The following is a 20,830-nucleotide window of genomic DNA, read 5'->3' as shown; positions in this document are numbered from 1 at the left end:
GTAAATGGGCAATTAGCGCATAATGGTCACGGATGTTTTGATTGGAGCCGTGCCGTCGCCGAACTCGATGATGCAGTAGTAAGTACCGTCGGGCAGGCGCTTGCCTTTGAAGGTGCCATCCCATGGGCGCTGATACCCTTTGGACGAGAACACCTCGCTGCCCCAGCGGTTGTACACCGTCACCTGGTTGTTCGGGTACAGATTCGGCAGGTTCTTCAGTACCCACGTATCGTTCGTGCCGTCGCCGTTTGGCGTGAAGCCGTTCGGGATGTCGATGTCGCCCAGGCCCTCGATCACAAAGGTTGTGGTGGCGATACAGCCTCTGCTGTCTTTCACGGTCAGGGTATACTCACGCCCGCTCAGGTTCGTAAACACCGAATCAGAAGTGAAGCTTCCGCCATCCAGCGAGTACGTATAAGGCCCTACGCCACCGCTGATCCTCGTCACGGCTGCGCTGCCTGATTTCTCGAAACCAACGGCTTTGGTCAGTGGCGTTACCTCCACCTCTATCTCCCCGGCCTCCTTCACCTCTACCGTGCCCACGCTAATGGAGCAGGACTCGGAGAATTTGGCGATCAGCTGATAGGCTCCTTTTGCCAGGTTTTTGAATACAGGGGATTTCTGGAAAGTCTTGCCACCATCGATGCTGTACTGCGTCTGGTCGGTAGCGCCGGTGGAGGCAAAGGCAATCTCGCCCGTGTTCCCGCCGGAGCAGGCCAGGTCGTGCACATACTCCAGGCTGCTGCTTACGCCCTCTTCCACCTGCACGTCTATACTGTAAGTACAGCCGGTTGCGTCTTTCACTGTTAAGGTATAGCTGCCCGGCGCCACATCCGCAAGCGTGGCAGAAGCCGTGAAGGTAGTGCCATCTATACTATAAGTATAAGGAGCCGTACCGCCCACTACTTCATCAACCTTAATCTGGCCGCTCGGCTGGTCGCAGCTTGGGGCTGCAACGGTGGCTCTCAGGTCGGTGATGGGTGGCGTGTTGCCGATGGTTACCGTCTGGAAGTTTACACAGCCGTTGGCATCCTTCACCGTTACCTGGTACTCTCCTTCGGCCAGACCGGTAAACTCCGGCGCGTCCTGGAAAGTAGTTCCGTCCACGCTGTAAGTATAAGGGCTCACGCCACTCACATCGCTGATCACGATGCGGCCGTTCCCGGCGCCGCAGCTGGCATCGGTGCCGGTTGCGGTAAAGGTTGGCGCGTTGTTGTTGCTCACACTCTGGGTTACTTCCAGCGTACATCCTTCGGCATCTTTAATAAGGATGGTATACACACCTGCCGCCAGGTTGGCAAACGTAGCCGAGGCCTGGAAGCTGCCGCCGTTTATACTATAGGCAAGTGGCTTGGTGCCATCCGTTACCGTTGCGATGGTGATGGAGCCGTTCTCTTCGCCGCAGGTGGCGTTGGCAGCCGTAACCTCAGCCTCCTTCGGACCTTTCACGCCTACTGTTACTTTAGCGGAGGTGCTGCAGCCGTTGGCATCCTTCACGTATACTTCATACTCCCCTGCCGCCAGCGCGCCGAAGTTGGCCGCCGCCTGGTACTTGGTACCATCCAGCGAATAAGTATAAGGAGCCTGGCCACCCATCACGCCGCTCACGGTAATGGTACCGTTGTTGGCCGTGCAGGCAGTTGGCGTGGTAGCCGCCGCAATCTCAGCAGGACCAGCGACATCCGTTACCCTTACCTGCTTCACCAACGTACAGCCGTTGCCATCTTTCACCGTGATGGTGTGAGAGCCGGCGGCTACTTCTGCAAAAGTGGCTGAAGCCTGGAAAGCGCCTTCGTTCAGGGCGTAAGTATAAGGTACCGTGCCGCCCGCTATGTTGCTTACCGTGATAGAACCGTTGGCAGCGCCGCAGGTAGTGGAAACAGTAGCCAGTTCGTAGTTGGCTGGTCCGGCGATGTTCTCAATGATTATTTGCTTGGTGAAGGTACAGCCGTTGGCGTCTTTTATGGTGATGATATGCGTGCCGGCGGCTAATCCTGTCATCGTGGTTTCCGGCTGGAAGTTCGTACCGTCCTTGCTGTAGGTATAAGGCGCCTTACCCCCCACCACGGCACTCACCGTAGCCTGGCCGTTGGCAGCGCCGCAGGTAGCGGCTTTGCCGGCCACCGTAAATCCTTCCGGACCGGAGGCGTTGGCCACTGTTACCGCTTTCACTACCGTACAGCCATTGGCATCCTTCACCGTTACCTGGTACTCGCCAGCGGCAAGACCAGAAAGTGTGGCAGAGGCCTGGAACTTCACGCCATCCACGCTATAAGTATAAGGAGCCGTGCCGCCTGTTACCGCCGACACATTGATCTGGCCGTTGCTGTTGCCACAGGTAGCGGTAGTAGCAGCGGCTGTCAGGTCAGATGGACCTTCGATATTTGTCAGTTCGACTTCCTGGGTATACGTACAGCCGTTGGCATCTTTCACGGTAACGCTGTAAGTACCGGCCAGTAGTGATGTGAAGCTAGCGGAACCCTGGAAGCTGCCACCGTTTATACTATAAGTATAAGGCAGCGCGCCACCCTCCACCGACACAACCGAAATGCGTCCGTTCTCGGCACCGCAGGTAGAGGCACTGGTGGTGCTGGCAAAGCTTGCCGGACCATCCTTGCTCACCTTCACGGATTCCGTGGTTTCGCAACCATTGGCATCTTTTACTGTGATGGTATACGCTCCGGAGGCCAGACCTGTAAAGCTGGTGCTGCTCTGGAAATCTTTCCTGTTGATGGCGTACGTATAAGGAGCCGTGCCACCGGTGATGTTGCCTACCGAAATGCTGCCGTCGTTGTCGGCGCAGCTGGCCGCTTTGGTGGTAGCTGCTATAGCACTCGGTCCTTCCAGGTTCGTTACCTCGATGGCTTTGGCAAAAGTACAGCCGTTGGCGTCTTTTACCGTGATGGTGTGCGTACCGGCAGCTAGCTCTGCAAAGGCAGCAGTAGCCTGGAAGTTCGTGCCGTCTATACTATAAGCATAAGGCGCTGTTCCGCCGGTTACACCGGTTATACGTATCGCGCCGTTGCTGGCTCCACAGGTAGTAGCAGTAGTAGCAGCAGTCAGGTTTGCTGGTCCGGCAATGTCTTCTACCGTGATCTTGGCAGAGAAAGTACAGCCGTTGGCATCCTTCACCGTTACCGTGTACGCTCCGGCCAGCACCTCGCTAAAGGTAGGTCCGCTCTGGAAAGCTGATCCATCTATACTATACGAATAAGGAGCCGTGCCACCCGTTACCTTGCTCACCGTGATGCTGCCGTTGCTGGCGCCGCAGGTAGAGGCTGTGCTTGCCAGCTCCAGCCCTGCTGGACCTGCCACGTCTTCAATCGTCACGTTCATTGTCACGATACAGCCGTTGGCATCCTTCACCGTGATGGTGTGCGCGCCAGCCAGCAGGCCAGTCAGCTTAGTTGCTTCATGGAAATTCGTACCGTCTGCGCTATAGGCATACGGTGCGGTTCCGCCCGTTACGGCAGCCACGGTTATACTTCCGTTTGCGCGACCGCAGCTGGAGGCTGTGGCTGTGGCAGTGAAGGCAGATGGACCAGGGATGTCTTGCAGTGTAATCTCCTGTGCGAAGGTACAGCCATTGGCATCCTTCACTGTTATCTCATACTTTCCGGCCAACAACGAACCGAAGCTGGTACCGCTCTGGAAGGTGGTGCCGTCAATGCTGAAGGTATAAGGAGCGGTTCCGCCGGTTACACCGCTTACCGTGATGGTGGCGTTGGTGCTGCCGCAGGTAGAGGCTTTGCCAGCTAAAGCAAGTGCCGATGGTCCGGCGATATCTTCTACTGTTACCTCTTTACTGAACGTACAGCCTTTGGCATCTTTTACCGTGATGGTATAGTTTCCGGCCACCAGGTTATCAAGTGTGGCTGCTGCCTGGAAGCTTTTGCCGTCGGTGCTATACGTATAAGGCGCTGTGCCGCCCGTTACCGAACCTATCGTTATACTTGCATTGCTCGCGCCGCAGGTAGAGGCTACCGTGGTGCTGGCAAAGTCAGTGGGTACGTTCTGGTTAACTTTTATACTTGTGGTAACCGTGCAGCCATTTTTGTCTCTCACCGTGATGGTATAGTCTCCGGAAGCCAGGCCTGTAAAGCTGGTTGCGCTCTGGAAGTTTTTACCATCGATGGAGTACGTATAAGCTGATGTTCCGCCCGTTACTTTGCCTACCGCAATGCTACCGTCGTTGTTCTGGCAGCTGGCTGACTGAGAGGTGGCCGCTACCGCCGATGGGCCGGCAATGTCAGCAACCGTGAAGGCTTTGGCGAACGTACAGCCGTTGGCGTCTTTTACGGTGATGGTGTGCGAGCCGGCCAGCAGGTTGCCGAACTCCAGGCCTGCCTGGAAATTCACGCCATCCAGTGAGTAAGTATAAGGAGCCACACCACCGGTTGCTGCCGTAACGGTGAGTTTGCCGTTAGCAGCGCCGCAGGTAGAAGAAGTGGCGCTGGCTGTAAGCCCTGCCGGGCCGCCAACGTTATCTACCACAATCTCCTCAGACAACGTACAGCCGTTGGCATCCTTCACCGTTACGGTATAGGTGCCTGCCAGCACAGAGCCAAAAGTAGCGCCCGGCTGGAAAGCTTTGCCATCGATGGAGAAAGTATAAGGAGCCGTGCCGCCCGTTACACCACCTACCTCTATCTTACCATTGGCGTCGCCGCAGGTAGAGGCAGTAGAGGCTAGTGTTAGCTCGCTTGGGCCAGGGATGTCACTCAGTTCAATCGCTTTGCTGATGATACAGCCGTTGGCATCTTTCACGGTGATGGTATACTTGCCGGCGGCCAGGTTGGCAAAGGTCGCTGATTCCTGGAAGGTAGATCCATCCTGGCTGTATGTATAAGGAGCCGTGCCGCCCTCTACACCGCTTACCGTGATCGCAGCATTGCTGCCACCGCAGGTGGAGGATGCACCGGCCAGCACGAAATCGCTCGGGCCGGCAATGTCTTTCACTATTACCTGGCTCGTGCCCACACAACCTTTCGAGTCTTTCACTGTGATGGTGTATGTTCCGGCCAGCAGGTTTGCGAAAGTTGTAGCTGTCTGGAAGTTCGCACCATCTATACTATAAGTATAAGGCCCTACCCCTCCGGTTGTGTTGCTTACTTTTATACTTCCGTTTGCTGCGCCGCAGGTGGTAGCCGTGGCAGCCGTGCTGAAGGTTGGTCCCTCCAGGTTGCGCACGCCTACCTCATTGGTAAACGTACAACCCTTGGCATCCCGAACTGTGATCTTGTAAGCCCCGGCCACCAAGTTGGTGAAGGTAGCGGATGCCTGGAAGCTGCCCCCGTTTATACTATAGGTATAAGGAGCCGTGCCGCCGGTTACCGCCCCTATCGTCAGCTGCCCATCCGGACGACCGCAGGTGGCGGCTACCGAAGTGCTGGCAAAAGCGGTGGGTACGTTCAGGTTAACTTTTATACTTGTGGTGATGATACAGCCGTTTTTGTCTTTGGCCGTTACGGTGTAGGTGCCGGAGGCCAAACCTGTGAAGCTGGTGGAGCTCTGGAACGTAGTGCCGTTGATGGAGTACGTATAGTCGGATGTTCCGCCAGTCACGTTGCCGACTGTGATGCTTCCGTCGTTGTCGTTACAGCTGGCCGGCTGCGAGGTAGCCGCCACCGCAGAAGGTCCTGCAATGTCTGAGACCGTGAAGGCCTTGGCCACTGTACAGCCGTTCGCATCTTTGGCGTAGATCGTGTGCGTGCCGGCCACAAAGCCAGTGAGCGTGGCGGAGGCCTGGAAGTTCACGCCATCCTTGCTGTACGTATAAGCACCTGCACCGCCCGTTACGCCCGTTACGGTTATTTCGCCGTTGTTGCTGCCGCAGGTGGAGGAGGAGGTGCTTGCTGTGATACCGGTCGGGCCGGCCACGTTGCCTACCACGATCGCTTTGCTGATGATACAGCCGTTGGCATCTTTCACCGTTACCGTATGCTCACCCGCCAAAACGGAGGCAAAGGTCTGGGAAGCCTGGAAGTTCGTGCCATCGATGCTATACGTATAAGGCGCCGTGCCACCGGTTACGCCGCTGATGCTGATCACACCATTCGGGTCGCCGCAGGTGGAAGCCTTGCTCATCATGGCCAGGTCGCTTGGGCCCGGTATGTCTGTCACTTCTATCGTTTGAGGCAGTAGGCAACCGTTGGCATCTTTCACCGTGATGGTATACTTGCCGGCTGCCAGCCCCGAGAAGGTGGCTGAAGTCTGGAAAGTCGTGCCGTTCTTGCTGTAGGTATAAGGTGCCGTGCCGCCGGTCGGGCTGTTTACGGTTACCGTTCCGTTGCTGGCCCCGCAGGTGGAGGCTTTGGCAGAAAGTGTGAACGAGGGGCCTTCGATGTTGCTTACCGCCACTGTTTCAGCGTACGTACAGCCGTTAGCGTCTTTTACGGTTACCGTGTAAGTGCCTTCAGCCAGCGCTGTAAATGTATTGGAGTCCTGAAAGTTGGCGCCATCTATACTATACTTGTACGGAGCGATACCGCCCGTTACGCCACTCACGGTAAACTGCCCGTTGCTGTTGCCGCAGGTAGAAGCCGTGGCGGCAGTAGCCAGATCCGAAGGACCCGCTACATCCGTAACCGTGATCGCCTTGGAGAAGGTACAGCCTTTGGCATCTTTCACCGTGATGGTGTGTGAGCCAGCCACAAAGCCAGTGAGCGTAGCAGATGCCTGGAAGTTTGCGCCATCCTTGCTATACGTATAAGGAGACACGCCACCCGTAACTGCGCCCATGGTGATGGAGCCGTTGTTGCTTCCGCAGGTGGATGGCTGCGTTGTAGCCGCAAAGTTGGTTGGGGCCGTCTTTCCTACCGAAACAGATCTGGTCACGATACAGCCGTTGGCATCTTTCGCCGTAACGGTGTAGGTTCCGGAAGCCAGCCCCGTGAAGGTCTTTGCGCTCTGGAAACTGGTGCCGTTGATAGAGTACGTATACGTTGCCGTGCCCCCGGTTACGGTGCCCACGGTAATGCTACCGTCGTTGTTGGCGCAACCGGCAGGCAGCGAGGTGGCCGCCACCGCCGTAGGACCGGCGATGTTGGCAACAGTAAAGGAACCTGACACCACGCATCCGTTGGCATCCCTGGCGTAGATCGTGTGCGTACCCGCTAAAAATCCAGTGAGTGTAGCAGAGGCCTGGAAGTTCACGCCATCCTTACTGTAAGTATAAGGCGCCGTGCCGCCGGTTACGCCGGTTACGGTCAGTTCGCCGTTGCTACTGCCGCAGGTAGACGACTTGGAAGAAGCCGCCAGGTTGGTTGGGCCAGCCACATCCGTCACCGTTATTTTCTTAGCGATCACGCACAGGTTACGATCCCTCACCGTGATGGTATACTCGCCGGCGCGCAGGCTCCCGAAGGTAGCCGAGGTCTGAAAAGTCTTGCCATCTATGCTATAAGTATAAGTCGATGTTCCGCCGGTTACGGTACCTACGGTAATGCTGCCGTTGCTGGCGCCGCAGGTAGAGGACTTAGCTGCCAACGCGAAATCGCTTGGTCCGGCAACGTCGGTTACCGTTACAGCCTTCACCAGGGAGCAACCATTGGCATCCTTAACAGTGATGTTGTAGGTACCGGCCGCTAAGCCCGTGAAGGAAGCTGCATCCTGAAAGGTTGATCCATCCTTGCTATAGGTATAAGGAGCGGTTCCGCCCGTTACGCCACTGATGCTGATACGGCCGTTGCTGGCGCCGCAGGTAGAAGAGGTGGCAGTTGCTGTAAACGCCGGACCGGCAATGTCGGTCAGGGCCACTGCCTCTGAGTAGATACAGCCGTTTCCGTCTTTTACATAAACGATATAGTTGCCGGCCGCCAAGCCTGTGAAGCTCGATGCGGTCTTAAAGGTGGCACCGTCTATACTATAGGTATACGTGCCGGTGCCGCCCGTTACGCCTGTTACCGTGATCTCGGCGTTGCTGTTGCCGCAGGTAGAGGCCTTGGCAGTCGCCGTCAGGTCTGTCGGTCCGGCAATGTTGCCAACCGTTACCGCTTTGGTCAGGATACAGCCTCTCGAGTCCCGCACAGTAACGGTGTAGTTACCCGCTGCCAGCCCTGAAAGCGTGGCGTTTGTCTGGAAGTTCTTTCCGTCAATGCTATAGTATAAGGGGGCGATGCCGCCCTTAACATTGCTCACAGTTATACTTGCATTGCTCTCGCCGCAGGTAGAAGAAGCAGGAGTAGCCGTAAAGGCTGTCAGGGTTACTTTCGCTACAGTGACGGTTGTTGTGACTGTACACAGGTTTGCATCCTGTGCCGTGACAGTATAAGTACCAGCCGCCAAGCCTGTAAAGCTGGTAGATGTCTGGAAGGTACTTCCGTTTATACTATACTTATAAGGAGCCGTGCCGCCAGTTGCATTACCCACTGTAATGCTGCCGTCGTTGTTGGCGCAGGAGGCCGGAGCAGTGGCAGCAGTTACCGCCGTTGGTCCGGCTACGTTGGAGATCGTAACGCTTTTGGTAGTTGTACAGCCATTGGCATCCATCACATAAATGGTATAGTTGCCGGCAGCCAGGCCAGCAAGCGTTGTGCCTGTCTGGTAGGTTTTGCCGTCTGCGCTATACTTGTAAGGGGATGTTCCGCCTGTCACGCCGCTTACCGTTACGCTGCCGTTGCTGCTTCCGCAGGTTTCCTGGGTGGCATTTATGGTGAAGCCGGTCGGGCCATTTACCTGGGTTACAGTAAATGACTTAGTGATGGCGCAGCTCTTCCCGTCCGTAACGGTAACGGTGTAAGTGCCGGCAGCCACGCCCGTAATGGTGGCGGTGGTTTGCCCGGAGCTCCACTTGTACGCAATAGTGCCGCTGCCGCCCGTTACCTTAGCCGTGATCGTGCCGAGGGTGCCGTTACAGATAACCGGCGTGCCCGTCAGCGCCACGTCGATCGGGTAGAACGTGATCAGCACGTCATCTTTCACGGCCGTACAGGAGCCGTTGCCCGTGGAGGTAAGCGTCAGTTTAACAGACCCAGCCGCAATTTCAGCTGCCGTTGGAGTATAGACCGCGTTCAGGGCGGTGTTGCTCGGGCTAAAGGTGCCGCCGCCCCCACTCCAGATGCCGCCGGTGGCCGCTGTAATCGTTCCGGCCAGTTGCACCGGACTCTGCGAACACACCAACTGGTCCGGCCCGGCGTTTGCCGCCAGGTCGGATACCACATCCACCGTGGCCGAGAACTCGCGGCAGTTCGGGTAGTTTATATTTCTTACTTCGAACTTGTAGGTTCCTACGGTAGTGGCCGTGTAGTTCATCTGGTTGCCTACTACGTTTCCGGCAGGGTCTGTCCAGATATACTCCCAGTTGCCGTCGCCGCCGGTTACCGCGCCCGTCAGCGCAACGCCACTGCTACCGGGACAGATGATGGCAGGGGTTGGGCCAACGGTGATGGTTGGTGGCGGGTAGAAGTATACACGCACCACGTCGGAAGCAAACCTGCCCGGGCATTTTGTCGCTACCGTTGTGCCGGTCACCTCATAGTCTACATAGGCCGGGGCGCTCGCGTCCGGTGTTACAAGCGGCTTGGTGTCGCCGTTCGGGAAACTCAGGTACTTGTCATAGGTGCCGTTATAGGTGATGTCTCTCCATTTAATGGTTCCCGGCTCGAAAGACAATGGCGCTATCAGGGTAGCCGAGCAACCCGCCGTAACCGAGACATCGGCCTGCGGCACAAAAGAGGCAAGAGACCTGATCTCAAAAATACCCTTGGCATTTCCGGGCATACACAGCGTCAGGACGATCGTTTCGGAAACATTCACGCAGATCGGTTCGCCAACGGCATAACTTGTTCCACAACCAATCTGGTAATACATGGATCCGGAAGGCACCGGACCTCCCACAATGTCGAACTCCATTTGTTCGGCGTTCTTATCCAGGATGATCTCAAACTGAATACAGTTCTCATTATTGGGAACGCCACAGAGCTGCCCGTTCCTGGCTACTTCACCCGAATTCCAGACACCATTTGGCTTCCCCCGCAGGTCTACTGTAAAGGTCGGCACATCATTCTTTCCTTGCGCAAACGCACCAAGGGACGTTGCAAGCTGCAACACCCCTAGCAGGCAAATGGCAAACAAGAAGGAACGTCTTTGAGTAGAGGTTGTTATCATAAGCTCTGTTTAAACTATAGCATTTTTATACTTTGGATACTTTGTTGATTTAAGGTGTACTCAGCTTACTGCCGGATCTGACACGCTGTAGCTGTAAACCTGTGCTATTTATTCTGCACCTTCGTTTCGATACAGTACTGGCATAATTATATTATATTCCAGCTATAATCCTCCCGAATAGAAGTATGCGTTGCCACTCATCCACTTCCCTCCTGCCGTCAATGTCCAATCCTGGCCTTGCGCAACATTCCCTGTCCCACTACAGCCACTGTTGCACTTTCTGAATCCTCTCTGCGTCCGTCGGCGCTACCTGCGCCCGGCTCCTATTCCGGAAGCGTCCATCAATTCTGTGCAAACCATGCGCAACGACTCCGGCGCACAAACCTGCAGATCACGCAGTCTAAAACATTTTCAGCAAACTACAGAACAAATAAAGCTATTACACGTATCGCAAGCAATACAATATCAATATATATAAAAATCAATAAACCTTGTGAAACGTAACTATAACTATACTTTCAAATAATTTAAAGTATAACATAGCACGACCAAAGCCCACTTATCAACATCTTCCTAATACAGGTGGCACGTCCCAGTGCTATCGTTAAGATAAAAATCCGGCCTCACGTTCAAACTTGGTCAAATCATACTAAACAAAATACAATACACAGTAAGTGTTGCACGGGCCTTACCCTGGAAAATTGAGTACTAAAAAGCGGAGATGTCGGGTTTGTTGCCGGTAGCGAACAAGGCATGGTGAAAGAAAGTATAAACTGTTACCTTTGCAGTCTTATTTTCAGATGCTAACCCATACCTGCCATGAGCGCCAGAAGCTTTGAACTGCTACTAGAAACCGCCTTCGACAGCCCCAACCCTCCTGTGTTTGAGGAAGGAGCCGCCACCGTGTACACCGAGCTGGAACGCACCCTGCGGGAGGCCAAGTTCTCCGCGGGCAGCAGCAGGGAGCAGTTGAGCTACCGATTCGAGCGCCTGCGCCTGGGCGTGGCCATCGCGTTTGTGAAGGCGTTTCTGCGCCTGGCCGAGAACGAAAAGAGCAAAGAAGTGCTGGAGGTGCTGCAGGAGGCGGTAAAGGCCAAAAACACCCGCGAGATTGACAAGATCGTGCAGAAACGTATCGCCTCGTTCGATAACCTGTACCATGAGATCTTTGTGAACCCGCAGCGTGAAGAGATCCTGCACTTGTTCGAGCTCACCCTGGACGCGGGCACCAAGGAGGAACTGGACGAGCTGATTATGGAAGGGCTGGAGCTTTTAAATGAAGTGGACTGGGACGCCCCGCACAACACCGAGGATGACGACGACGCAGAGCCGCTGGACGAGGACTTCCTTAAAAGCCTATGACAAAAGTATAACCCATGGAAATAAGCCTGACCACACCCGCCCTGCTGTTCCCGGCGCTCTCGTTGCTGCTGCTGGCCTTTACCAACCGCTTTCTGGGGCTGGCCGCGCTTATCCGCAGCCTGAAGGACCGCTACGCCACCTCCCGCAACCAGCAGGTATACGGCCAGATAGAGAACCTGCGCGAGCGCCTGCTCCTGATCCGGAACATGCACCTTTGGCAGCCTGAGCATGTTTGGCTGCGTGCTCTGCATGTTTCTGCTTTTTGCTGATTATGTAGTGGCGGGTAAGTATGTTTTTGCTTTCAGCCTGCTGATGATGCTGATCTCCCTGGCGCTGGCCATCCGCGAAATACAGATCTCGGTGAAGGCGCTGGAGCTGGAGTTGAACGACCTGCAGGAAACAGTTCAGGAATAAACTATTTGAGTTAAGAGTGATGAGTTAAGAGTTGCAAGTGCCGGGACAATAAATGTTCCTGTACTGAACCGTAAATCAATTACAATCAAACGATTTACAGGCGCCAATTCTTTATCTATATCTATACTTTAAACCAAATTTGCCTCTAACTCATCACTCTTCACTCATCACTCTTAACTCTTAACTCTTAACTCTTAACTGACTACATGGCCGACCCGAAGAAACTGGCGATAAAGGATTTTGTGTACGAGCTGCCAGAGGAGCGCATCGCCAAATTTCCGCTGCCGGAGCGCGACCAGTCCAGGCTGCTGCTCTACCAGAAGGGCCAAATCACAGATCATACTTTTACCGACCTGCCTGCCCTGCTGCCGCCGCACACGCTGCTGGTGTTTAACGATACCCGGGTGGTGCAGGCCAGGCTGCTGCTGCAGAAAGAAACCGGCGGCTTGGTGGAGATTTTCTGCCTGGAGCCCGTGGCGCCGCACCGCGAGGTGCAACTGGCCATGCAGCAAACCGGCCACAGCACCTGGAAGTGCCTGGTGGGCAACAACAAGCGCTGGAAGAGCGGCCCCGTGCGTTTATACTTTGAAGGCGGCATGCTGCAGGCGGAGCGCGAGGCGCAGCAGGAAGGCCATTTTCTGATTCGTTTCACGTGGGAGCCCGCTGAACTTACCTTTGCCGAGGTGCTGGAGCGCTGCGGCCGGCTGCCCCTGCCCCCTTACCTCAACCGCGACCTCACCCCCGACGACCATACCCGTTACCAGACCATCTACGCCAACCAGAAAGGCGCCGTGGCCGCCCCAACCGCCGGCCTGCACTTTACGGACCGCGTGCTGGCCGCGCTGGCATCCCAAAGTATAGCCACCGCCTACCTGACGCTGCACGTGGGCGCGGGAACCTTTAAGCCGGTTAAGTCTGACACGATGGAAACGCACGAGATGCACGCCGAGCAGTTATACATCAGCAAACGTATACTTGAACGGCTTCTGCAGCAGCAGGGCAAGCCTGTTATTCCGGTGGGCACCACCAGCATGCGTAGCCTGGAAAGTATATTTTGGCTGGGCGCCAAGGTGCTGCAGCAACCTGAACTGCCGCCGCAGGAGCTGCACGTAAGCCAGTGGCAGGCCTACGAAAGTATAAATCCGCCGTCTGCCACAGAAGCCCTGCAGGCCCTGCTTGATTACATGGATCGCCAGCGTGTTGACCATTTGCACGCCAGCACCCAGATCATCATTGCACCGGGTTACACGTTCAGGATGTGCCAGGGATTGGTAACGAACTTCCACCAGCCGGAGAGCACGCTGCTTTTACTCGTGTCGGCCCTGATCGGGGAGAACTGGCGCAACGTATACCGGCACGCCCTGGCACATGATTACCGCTTCCTGAGCTACGGAGATAGCTCCTTGCTGCTGCCGTAGGAACTGGATTTCAGGTTGATGCGGGGTTATACTTTGTCCGCTGGCTCTTCTTTGATGCTTGTCTGCATCAGGATTTGCATGGTTCCTGAATGTATAGGACCTTAGTGCCGCGTCCAACCACCCCTGCCCCTCAGCGCCTACGCTTACTAGCTTCGAACTCTCGTTCTGGGGAGTCTGAGGAAAGGAATCATACTTGCTACTTTTTCTGTCATCACTTTTCTGTCATCCTGAAAGGATCCTGTGGGAAGGGAGGGGAAGCTGAGGCTACTGGCTACGAAATCCAACCACCCCTACCCCTCAGAGCTATGCTCGCTACCTTCGAACTCGCGTTCTCGATAGTCTAAGGAGGGGAGCCATACTTACTCCTTTCCCTGTCATCTCGAGCAGCGAGAGATCTATTGGGAATTCTACAGAGATCTCTCCCAAAGGTCGAGATGACAAAAAGGTGGCTATCGAACTGAGCCCAGTCCTTGGGTTGAGCGCCTTGTGAGATCCGGTGCCCGTCAAGGGCAGCCGTAGCGCAGCGGAGGCAGGAGGGAACACAGCGCGATGCCAAAGGACGAGCCCTCTCGGGCTTGAGGGAACCAAAGTATGAGATGCAACAGTAGGCTTGTGGAAACTAGAGGGTCAGCAGCGGCTAGTAAGTATAGCTTAGTTCAAGCGGAAGGAAGCAGGGGCTAAAGAGAGGCACAAGCGGACGCTTGCGCCAGAGAAGTATAAAGTAAGGCTTGCGCCAAGGAAAGTATGGCCCAAGATAAGTATGCCTTTCCAAGCCAGTCAAGTCAGAGACTCGGCATCACCACCTGGAAATAAGTCTGAAGACTTGCGCCAGGAAAGCTAGCTGCCAGAACCGAAAACGCAAAGGGCCGCTCGAATGAGCGGCCCTAGCTAATTTATACTTCCACGCCTCAAACCTACTTCTGCACCTTCGCCGTGCCAGTGTTCAGGCCATACTCCGAAAGCAGGTATGCCAGCGAGGCCATGGAAGCGGCACCCAGTTGCATCTCGCGGCGGTTCACTTGCTCAAAGGTGTCAATCTCGGTGTGGTGGTAATCAAAGTAACGTTGCGAATCCGGCTTAAAGCCGATCAAGGCTACAGCGCCCTGCCCTTTTAGCGGGCCGATGTCAGCGCCGCCGTATCCCGGGGCAATGTCGTGCAGGCCGTAAGGCGCCAGCAGCGGCTTCCAGGCCAGCACTGCCTGCAGCTGCTCTTTTGAGCCATCCAGCCCGAAACCGCGCGGCGTAAAGCCGCCGGCATCCGACTCAATGGCCGCCACATGCTTCTCGCCTTTCGCCTTGGCTACCTCGGCATACTTCACGCCGCCGCGCAGGCCGTTCTCCTCGTTCATGAACAGCACCGCCCGAATGGTGCGCTTCGGCTTGATGCCCAGCTCATTGAACAGGCGCAGCACCTCTATCGACTGCATACAGCCCGTACCATCGTCGTGCGCGCCCTCGCCCACATCCCAGGAGTCCAGGTGACCGCCAACCAGAACGATCTCATCCGGTTTCTCCGTGCCTTTTATCTCCCCGATAACGTTATAAGACAACACATCCGGCAGCGTTTCAGAAGTCATGCGCATGTAAAACCTCAGGTTCGGGTCGTCCTTCAGCAAGCTGCTCAGCTGCTCGGCATGTTTGGTGCTGATGGCCGCCGCCGGAATCTTCTCCACGCCCTCCTCGTAGCGGGTGCTGCCGGTGTGGGGCACATCGTTTATATCATTCGTCATGGAGCGAACCAGCACACCCACCGCACCGAGCTTTGCCGCTGCCACAGGTCCGCCGCCGCGCTGGTCTACCGCAGCTCCGTAAGCTGAACCCGTATGGATGTGGGTATTGTCGAAAGGACGGTTGAAAAACACGATCTTGCCCTTCACCTTCTTCTTCCCGAGCTTTTCCAGCTCCTCAAAATTCTTCACTTCCACCACCTCGGCGCTCAGCCCTTGCTTGCCTGTACCCACTGATGCACCCAGCGCCAGAATGTTCATGTCCACGGTGCCTACCAGTTTCGAGTTGATCACACGGCCGATCTCCTTCTCGCCCCGCACCCAATGCGGCACCATCACCTCCTGCAGGTACACCGTGTCGAGGTCCATCTTCTCCATCACCTGGCGGCTCCACTCCACGGCGGCGGCAGCCTGTGGCGAGCCACTCAGGCGGGCACCGATGTTTTTGGTCAGGAAGCGCAGGTTATCATGACTCTCGTAGCTGGTAAGGGCGTTATCATAGATTTTCTTGATCGTAGCGGAGTCCTGGGCATAGTTTTGCGCCATAGCCGGCAGGGTAAACACCGTGACGGCAGCCGCCGCCAGCAGGCAGCGTAGGTTGGTTTTGTTCAGCATTTGCGTAATAAGGTGAAGTAGTGTTTGGTTAGAGGGCTTTAAGTTAGGAATTTTATTTTACAGATGCTCTCAGGGAGTTAGAGAGTTAGAGAGTTAAAGAGTTTGGGAGTTAGAGAGGGGTTGATCACGACACAGTAAACCTGCTGCCGCGGATTTTTAGCCTGATCCTGAAGAATTGCCCCCTTGAGGGGACTACAGGGGTGTTCCGCTACAAAGCAGGCTGCTTGTATGCGCAAGAACCGGTGAAAATGTAAGTGCAAACTATTCCCTAAAAGCCCCTCAAGGGGATAGTTTGTCTTACTTGGTCATACTTGTTCACACAAGAGTCTATTCTGAAAAAAGACTTGTGACAACATACGGCTTTTAGCTCGTGGCCCTTTATGAGGCCGATTTTTAACTGGCAAAGGTATACCGCTTGTTCACGCAGGCTAAAAGCTTGCAGGCATTTATGACCACGAATTGAAAACTCGCGACAGAGAATTTACCATAAAAAGGAGCAACAGCTTTTCTGCCGTTACTCCTTCTACTTTATACTTTAAAAACTTTACTTCTTCAACGTCTTTATGTCGCCTAAACTTACTCAAGCCCCGGTTTGTAGTACCTAATTAAATTATTAACTCTTGGCTGAACAAACCAGATACAGAACGGCCAAAAAATAATCATAAAGAAGGTGCCGGCGTATTCTCCAGCTTTTGCCTCTCTTTTTAGCTCAGCGGAGCACAGCACCTTAGCAGGGAAAGCGACAACGTGTATCATCGCATACAATAAGTATAAGGCTGGCAACGCGTAAATCCCTGTAAATTGAACATCCGGCTTACCTGTTAACAACAGGGCAACCAAAGCAACCGCGGCCAACAAGAAGCAGTTAAGCACAAACAGAGTATAACTTAATTCTACTTTCCGAGGGAGGTAATCATAAAGACGGTGGCCATAGATAAGCAGCATCGATAAAAACAGCAGATATCCTGCTGTCACACATACCTGCGTCACGGCATGGTTATCCGTGTACGAAAAGTTATTCAGAAGCTGGATGAACAACAGAATAAGAAAAACCTGCCAGTGCTTTAGCCGCAAAATTTCAGACATCAAACTTAATTTGAGTGGTGAAGAGACTCTACTTCAGCAGCTTCTCCATCTGCGCCCGGCTTACATCCAGCAGGCCAACTTCCGGCAGGCGGGTGGTCAGTTCACGCCAGTTGTCGTCCTTTTTGTATACTTCACGGAGAATCCTGGCAGCCTCCTCTACCTGGCCGTTGTTGGCCAGGCCTATCGCGTGCCAGTACTTCATCTCCAGGTTGTTGGGGAACATGGCTTGCGCCTTGCCATACGCCTCCATGGCTTTCTGCGTCTGCCCTTTCTCGATGGCCAGGTCGCCGGCGTTCATGTACTCGTAGGCGCGGTATACTTTCAGCAGCCGTCCCAACTCCTCCAGCGGCTGTGCATGGTCGTCTACGCGCAGGTCTATTGTTTTGTCGTCCCAGGGTTGGTTGCTTTTCTGGCCTTTTACCACCACCAGCGCCGCCGACTGCCTGCCGCGTATGTCGCCTCCCTCGCGCTCGGCCGCCTGCATGGCCAGCAGCACCCGCTCAGCCAGCGGCTGCCCCTCGCTCCGCTCGAAGGCCTTGGCCATGGCCGGCCATACTTTGTCGGTGAGCATCATGTTGGCCTGCACCGAGAAATTCTTGCCCGAGATATGCCCGGCGTAGCGGATGCACTGCTTACCGGTATGCGTGGCCACGTTTCCCTTCGCATCCATTATAGCCACCTGCCGCACCTCGCGGGCCTCATCATCGGCCAGAAGTATGGCAAGCGCCTCCTCCGGTGTTTTTCCTTCTCTCAGGAGCGCCAGGCCCCGGGGGCCGAACGACTTATTCGTGAACGACTGCGTAGCCACCGCACCCACGCCGGCCTCCGCCCACGGAACGACCGTTCCCACCGAGAACCAGTGGCTCTGCACGCCCACGGCCATCTCGCCGGTCTTCGGGTCGCGGGCCACTATGGAATAGGTATGCGCCAGTGGCTCCTCGGCCTTGAAAACCTGCGCCTTCGCCGTGCCCAGCGAGGCCAATAAGGATACTCCCATCGCTAAAAGTGTGGTTTTATACTTTTTCATATGGATGATGTATACGTGTTATAGCAAAGTGGTGCTGCGGCTACGCGTGGGGGGCGCAAATTAAAAACTTACTTCCGGCAGCTAAATTATACTTACATTTATAGCCAGCTGTATAGCAGCCTATAACAAATATAGACTTTTATACTTAGCCCCGCCCGCTTTTCTGCTGCTACAACCTCCATCAAGAATAGCAGTATAACTATGTATGGCGATTTCCAGCCAGGGCCGGATGCACTTTGCTCCGCCCCATAACCCTTAGTAGATGAAAAACATATCAAAAAACAATAAGAGTGACAAGATGGCGATGCTGATTGACGGCGACAACGCCCAACCCAGCCTGGTAGCCAAGCTGCTGGCCGAAGCCGGCAAGTATGGCGCCCCCACCATCCGGCGTATTTACGGCGACTGGACCACCCCGCAGATGAACGGGTGGAAAGATTGCCTGAACAACCACGCCATCCAGCCCATCCAGCAGTTCCGCTACACCGTGGGTAAGAACGCCACCGACAGCGCCCTCATCATCGATGCCATGGACCTGCTGCACTCCGGCCTGGTGGACGGCTTCTGCATCGTCTCCTCCGACAGCGACTATACCCGCCTGGCCACCCGCATCCGGGAGGAGGGCATTTTTGTGATGGGCATTGGCCAGCGCAAAACTCCGAAGCCTTTTGTGAACGCCTGCAACGTGTTCATCTTCACCGAGAACCTGGTCGATAACATTGAGGAGAAAGTGGAACAGGCGGAAAAGGCAAGCGACAGCGCGGGAAATCAGCAGCGCCCCAACCCGGTGCCGCTCCTGAAGGAGGCCTTTGAGATGTCGTCGGACGAGGATGGCTGGGCGCACCTGGGCATGATGGGCACCAACCTGCGCCAGCTCGACCCCAGCTTTGATCCGCGCACCTTCGGCTACGGCCAGCTGCTGCAACTCATAGACGCCTACAAGGACATCTTCACCATCCGCAAGGAGGATGACAAGGGCCGCTCCGCTGTGTATGTGAAGCGCAAGGAAAGCCCCCGTCGCCCTGCCCGCAAAAAAGCCGCCGAGTCAGCAGCCGAGAAGAAATAAGCCCCAAAGCAAAGTATAAAAGTATAGCCCGAGGTATGCATTCATACTTCGGGCTATACTTTTTTTGCCTTAACCATCTCACAACACACCTGTAATGCTGCGGTAATCTTTGTCCTATACTTTTGTGGCCATACTACAGCAAACCATGGAATTAGTGTTGGCCACCTTTACCGCCCTTTTCACCGTCGTGAACCCGTTTGGGGCGATGCCCGTCTTTATCACCCTCACCCAGGACGACACTGCCGGCAACCGCAACCAGCAGGCCCTGCGCGCCTGCCTCTACATGGCGCTTATACTTTCGGTGTTCTTCCTGGCAGGGCAGTATGTGCTCAACTTCTTCGGAATCGAGATGACAGATATCCGCATAGCAGGCGGACTGATGATCATGCGGGCGGGCTTCGGGCTGCTAATCAGCAAGGCGCACCGGGGCAAAAAAGTATCGAAGGGCGTGCTGCAGGAGGGGCTGGAGAAGGACGACATTTCCTTTCCGCCGCTGGCCATGCCGATGCTCTCCGGGCCGGGTGCCATTACCGTGAGCATCGGCATGTTCACCTCAGCCCTCTCCTACGCCGACATCAGCCTCATACTTACCGCCATTACGCTGGTTGCCGCGGTTACCTTTGTCATCCTTGTCTTTTCGCATCAGTTGGTTGGTTACCTGGGCAAGGCCGGCCTGTCGGCGCTGTCCCGCATCATGGGCTTTATCGTGCTGTCCATTGGGGTAAACTTTGTCAGCACCGGCCTGCTTGCCTTACTAAGCCGATAGCCGCAATGCTTTAGCCACCAACTAACATTCGCATGCTAAAATCCGTATCTTTGTGCCATGCAACTGAAGAATGATCTGCTTTTGAGAGCTGCCCGTGGTGAGGCCGTGGAGCGCACCCCAGTTTGGCTGATGCGCCAGGCTGGCCGTATTTTACCTGAGTACCGTGCTGTGCGCGAGAGCCTGAGCGGCTTTAAAGAGCTGGTGGAAACGCCCGAGCTGGCCGCCGAGGTAACCATACAGCCCGTGGACATCCTGGACGTAGACGCTGCCATCATTTTCTCGGATATACTGGTGGTGCCAGAGGCGATGGGCTGTACTTACGAGATGATTGAAAAGCGCGGGCCGATCTTCCCGAACACGGTGCGCACCGAGCAGGACGTGCGGAAACTGCGCGTGGCCGACCCGCACGAGCACCTGCACTATGTGCTGGACGCCATTAAGGTAACCAAAAGAGCATTGAACGGCCGCGTGCCGCTCATTGGTTTTGCCGGCGCCCCCTGGACGATCCTGGCCTACATGGTGGAAGGCAGCGGCTCCAAGACGTTCTCCCACGCGCGCGGCATGCTCTACACCAACCCTAAGCTGGCGCACGAGCTGCTCCGCATGATCACCGACACGACCATCGCCTACCTGAAGGCGCAGGTGGAGGCGGGTGCCAACCTCATCCAGGTTTTCGACTCATGGGCAGGCATCCTTTCGCCGGCGCACTATCGCCATTTCGCCCTGCCCTACATCACCGAGATCTGCAACGCCATCCGCAACGTGCCGGTAACGGTATTTGCCAAGGGTGCCTTCTTTGCCATGGAGGATTTTAGCAAGCTGAACTGCGAAACCATCGGCCTGGACTGGAACATGGAGATCGGCAAGGCCCGCCAGCAGGTGGGACCCAACAAAACACTACAGGGCAATATTGACCCCTGCCTGCTCTACAGCTCTTTCGACACGATACAGGAAGAGACTATCAAGATGCTGAAGGAGTTCGGGCCGCAGCGCCACATCGCCAACCTGGGCCACGGCGTGTACCCCGACACAGACCCCGAGAAAGTGAAGTGCTTCGTGCAGACCGTAAAGGAGTTCAGCCCAATTATTGAGAGTTAAAGAGTTTAGGAGTTTGGGAGTTAGAGAGTGTAACTTCTAAATCTTATACTTTCACATATAACAGAGAGGTCCGGTTGTGAATAACAACTGGACCTCTTTTTTGGAGTAATCCTAAATCTGTTTCCCTTTCCCTACCTCTTACCT

General features: G+C 55.3%; 9 protein-coding genes and 1 pseudogene. 6 read left to right on the top strand and 4 right to left on the bottom strand.

From position 1 onward, the window contains the following. Positions 1–12 precede the first annotated feature (12 nt). On the bottom strand, positions 13–10,107 hold the full coding sequence (locus tag A3841_RS15090) for a gliding motility-associated C-terminal domain-containing protein (RefSeq protein ID WP_083610381.1): 10,095 nt from the start codon (positions 10,105–10,107) through the stop codon (positions 13–15). Positions 10,108–10,926: 819 nt separating this feature from the next. Between A3841_RS15090 and A3841_RS15085 the strand changes: the two genes are divergently transcribed. The 3 genes and pseudogenes from A3841_RS15085 (at position 10,927) to A3841_RS15075 (ending at position 13,301) form a co-directional block, all read left to right on the top strand. Further along, the gene (locus A3841_RS15085) at positions 10,927–11,469 is read left to right on the top strand and encodes a hypothetical protein (RefSeq protein WP_073853353.1); all 543 of its coding nucleotides are present in this window, start codon (positions 10,927–10,929) and stop codon (positions 11,467–11,469) included. 14 nt (positions 11,470–11,483) lie between these two features. Further along, a pseudogene (locus tag A3841_RS20855) lies at positions 11,484–11,883 on the top strand (DUF2721 domain-containing protein). 206 nt (positions 11,884–12,089) lie between these two features. Beyond that, positions 12,090–13,301, top strand: coding sequence for an S-adenosylmethionine:tRNA ribosyltransferase-isomerase (locus A3841_RS15075; RefSeq protein WP_073853351.1), 1,212 nt, complete (start codon positions 12,090–12,092; stop codon positions 13,299–13,301). Positions 13,302–14,215: 914 nt separating this feature from the next. On the opposite strand, the gene A3841_RS15070 is transcribed toward A3841_RS15075, so the two are convergent. The 3 genes from A3841_RS15070 to A3841_RS15060 all read right to left on the bottom strand — a co-directional run bounded on the left by A3841_RS15070 (position 14,216) and on the right by A3841_RS15060 (position 17,756). After that, complete coding sequence (locus tag A3841_RS15070) at positions 14,216–15,643, bottom strand: M20/M25/M40 family metallo-hydrolase (protein WP_083610380.1); 1,428 nt, start codon at positions 15,641–15,643, stop codon at positions 14,216–14,218. A 576-nt stretch (positions 15,644–16,219) separates the two neighbouring features. Continuing rightward, positions 16,220–16,729 carry a hypothetical protein gene (locus A3841_RS15065; protein WP_139307980.1) on the bottom strand — a complete coding sequence of 170 codons (510 nt, stop codon included), beginning with the start codon at positions 16,727–16,729 and terminating at the stop codon, positions 16,220–16,222. A gap of 28 nt (positions 16,730–16,757) precedes the next feature. Next, a complete protein-coding gene (locus A3841_RS15060; RefSeq protein ID WP_073853347.1) occupies positions 16,758–17,756 on the bottom strand; it encodes a DUF1028 domain-containing protein in 999 nt (332 codons plus the stop codon). A gap of 262 nt (positions 17,757–18,018) precedes the next feature. On the opposite strand from A3841_RS15060, the gene A3841_RS15055 reads away from it, so the two are divergent. From A3841_RS15055 to hemE, 3 genes are all read left to right on the top strand, one after another. Next, positions 18,019–18,822, top strand: a complete 804-nt coding sequence (locus A3841_RS15055; RefSeq protein ID WP_073853345.1) for an NYN domain-containing protein — start codon at positions 18,019–18,021, stop codon at positions 18,820–18,822. Positions 18,823–18,967: 145 nt separating this feature from the next. Further along, positions 18,968–19,588, top strand: coding sequence for a MarC family protein (locus A3841_RS15050; RefSeq protein WP_073853343.1), 621 nt, complete (start codon positions 18,968–18,970; stop codon positions 19,586–19,588). A 57-nt stretch (positions 19,589–19,645) separates the two neighbouring features. Continuing rightward, positions 19,646–20,686, top strand: a complete 1,041-nt coding sequence (hemE, locus tag A3841_RS15045; protein WP_073853341.1) for a uroporphyrinogen decarboxylase — start codon at positions 19,646–19,648, stop codon at positions 20,684–20,686. Positions 20,687–20,830: the final 144 nt, after the last annotated feature.

It is taken from the genome of Pontibacter flavimaris (assembly GCF_001907195.1).
Classification (GTDB): Bacteria; Bacteroidota; Bacteroidia; order Cytophagales; family Hymenobacteraceae; genus Pontibacter; species Pontibacter flavimaris.
Note: the sequence above shows the minus strand (reverse complement) of the source record. Positions and strands in the feature narration are given on the sequence as shown.

Coding starts and splice junctions, on each gene's coding strand:
- A3841_RS15055 (WP_073853345.1), top strand. CDS start 18,019: ATGAAAAACATATCAAAAAACAATAAGAGTGACAAGATGGCGATGCTG.
- A3841_RS15075 (WP_073853351.1), top strand. CDS start 12,090: ATGGCCGACCCGAAGAAACTGGCGATAAAGGATTTTGTGTACGAGCTG.
- A3841_RS15050 (WP_073853343.1), top strand. CDS start 18,968: ATGGAATTAGTGTTGGCCACCTTTACCGCCCTTTTCACCGTCGTGAAC.
- A3841_RS15060 (WP_073853347.1), bottom strand. CDS start 17,756: ATGAAAAAGTATAAAACCACACTTTTAGCGATGGGAGTATCCTTATTG.
- A3841_RS15090 (WP_083610381.1), bottom strand. CDS start 10,107: ATGATAACAACCTCTACTCAAAGACGTTCCTTCTTGTTTGCCATTTGC.
- A3841_RS15070 (WP_083610380.1), bottom strand. CDS start 15,643: ATGCTGAACAAAACCAACCTACGCTGCCTGCTGGCGGCGGCTGCCGTC.
- hemE (WP_073853341.1), top strand. CDS start 19,646: ATGCAACTGAAGAATGATCTGCTTTTGAGAGCTGCCCGTGGTGAGGCC.
- A3841_RS15065 (WP_139307980.1), bottom strand. CDS start 16,729: ATGTCTGAAATTTTGCGGCTAAAGCACTGGCAGGTTTTTCTTATTCTG.
- A3841_RS15085 (WP_073853353.1), top strand. CDS start 10,927: ATGAGCGCCAGAAGCTTTGAACTGCTACTAGAAACCGCCTTCGACAGC.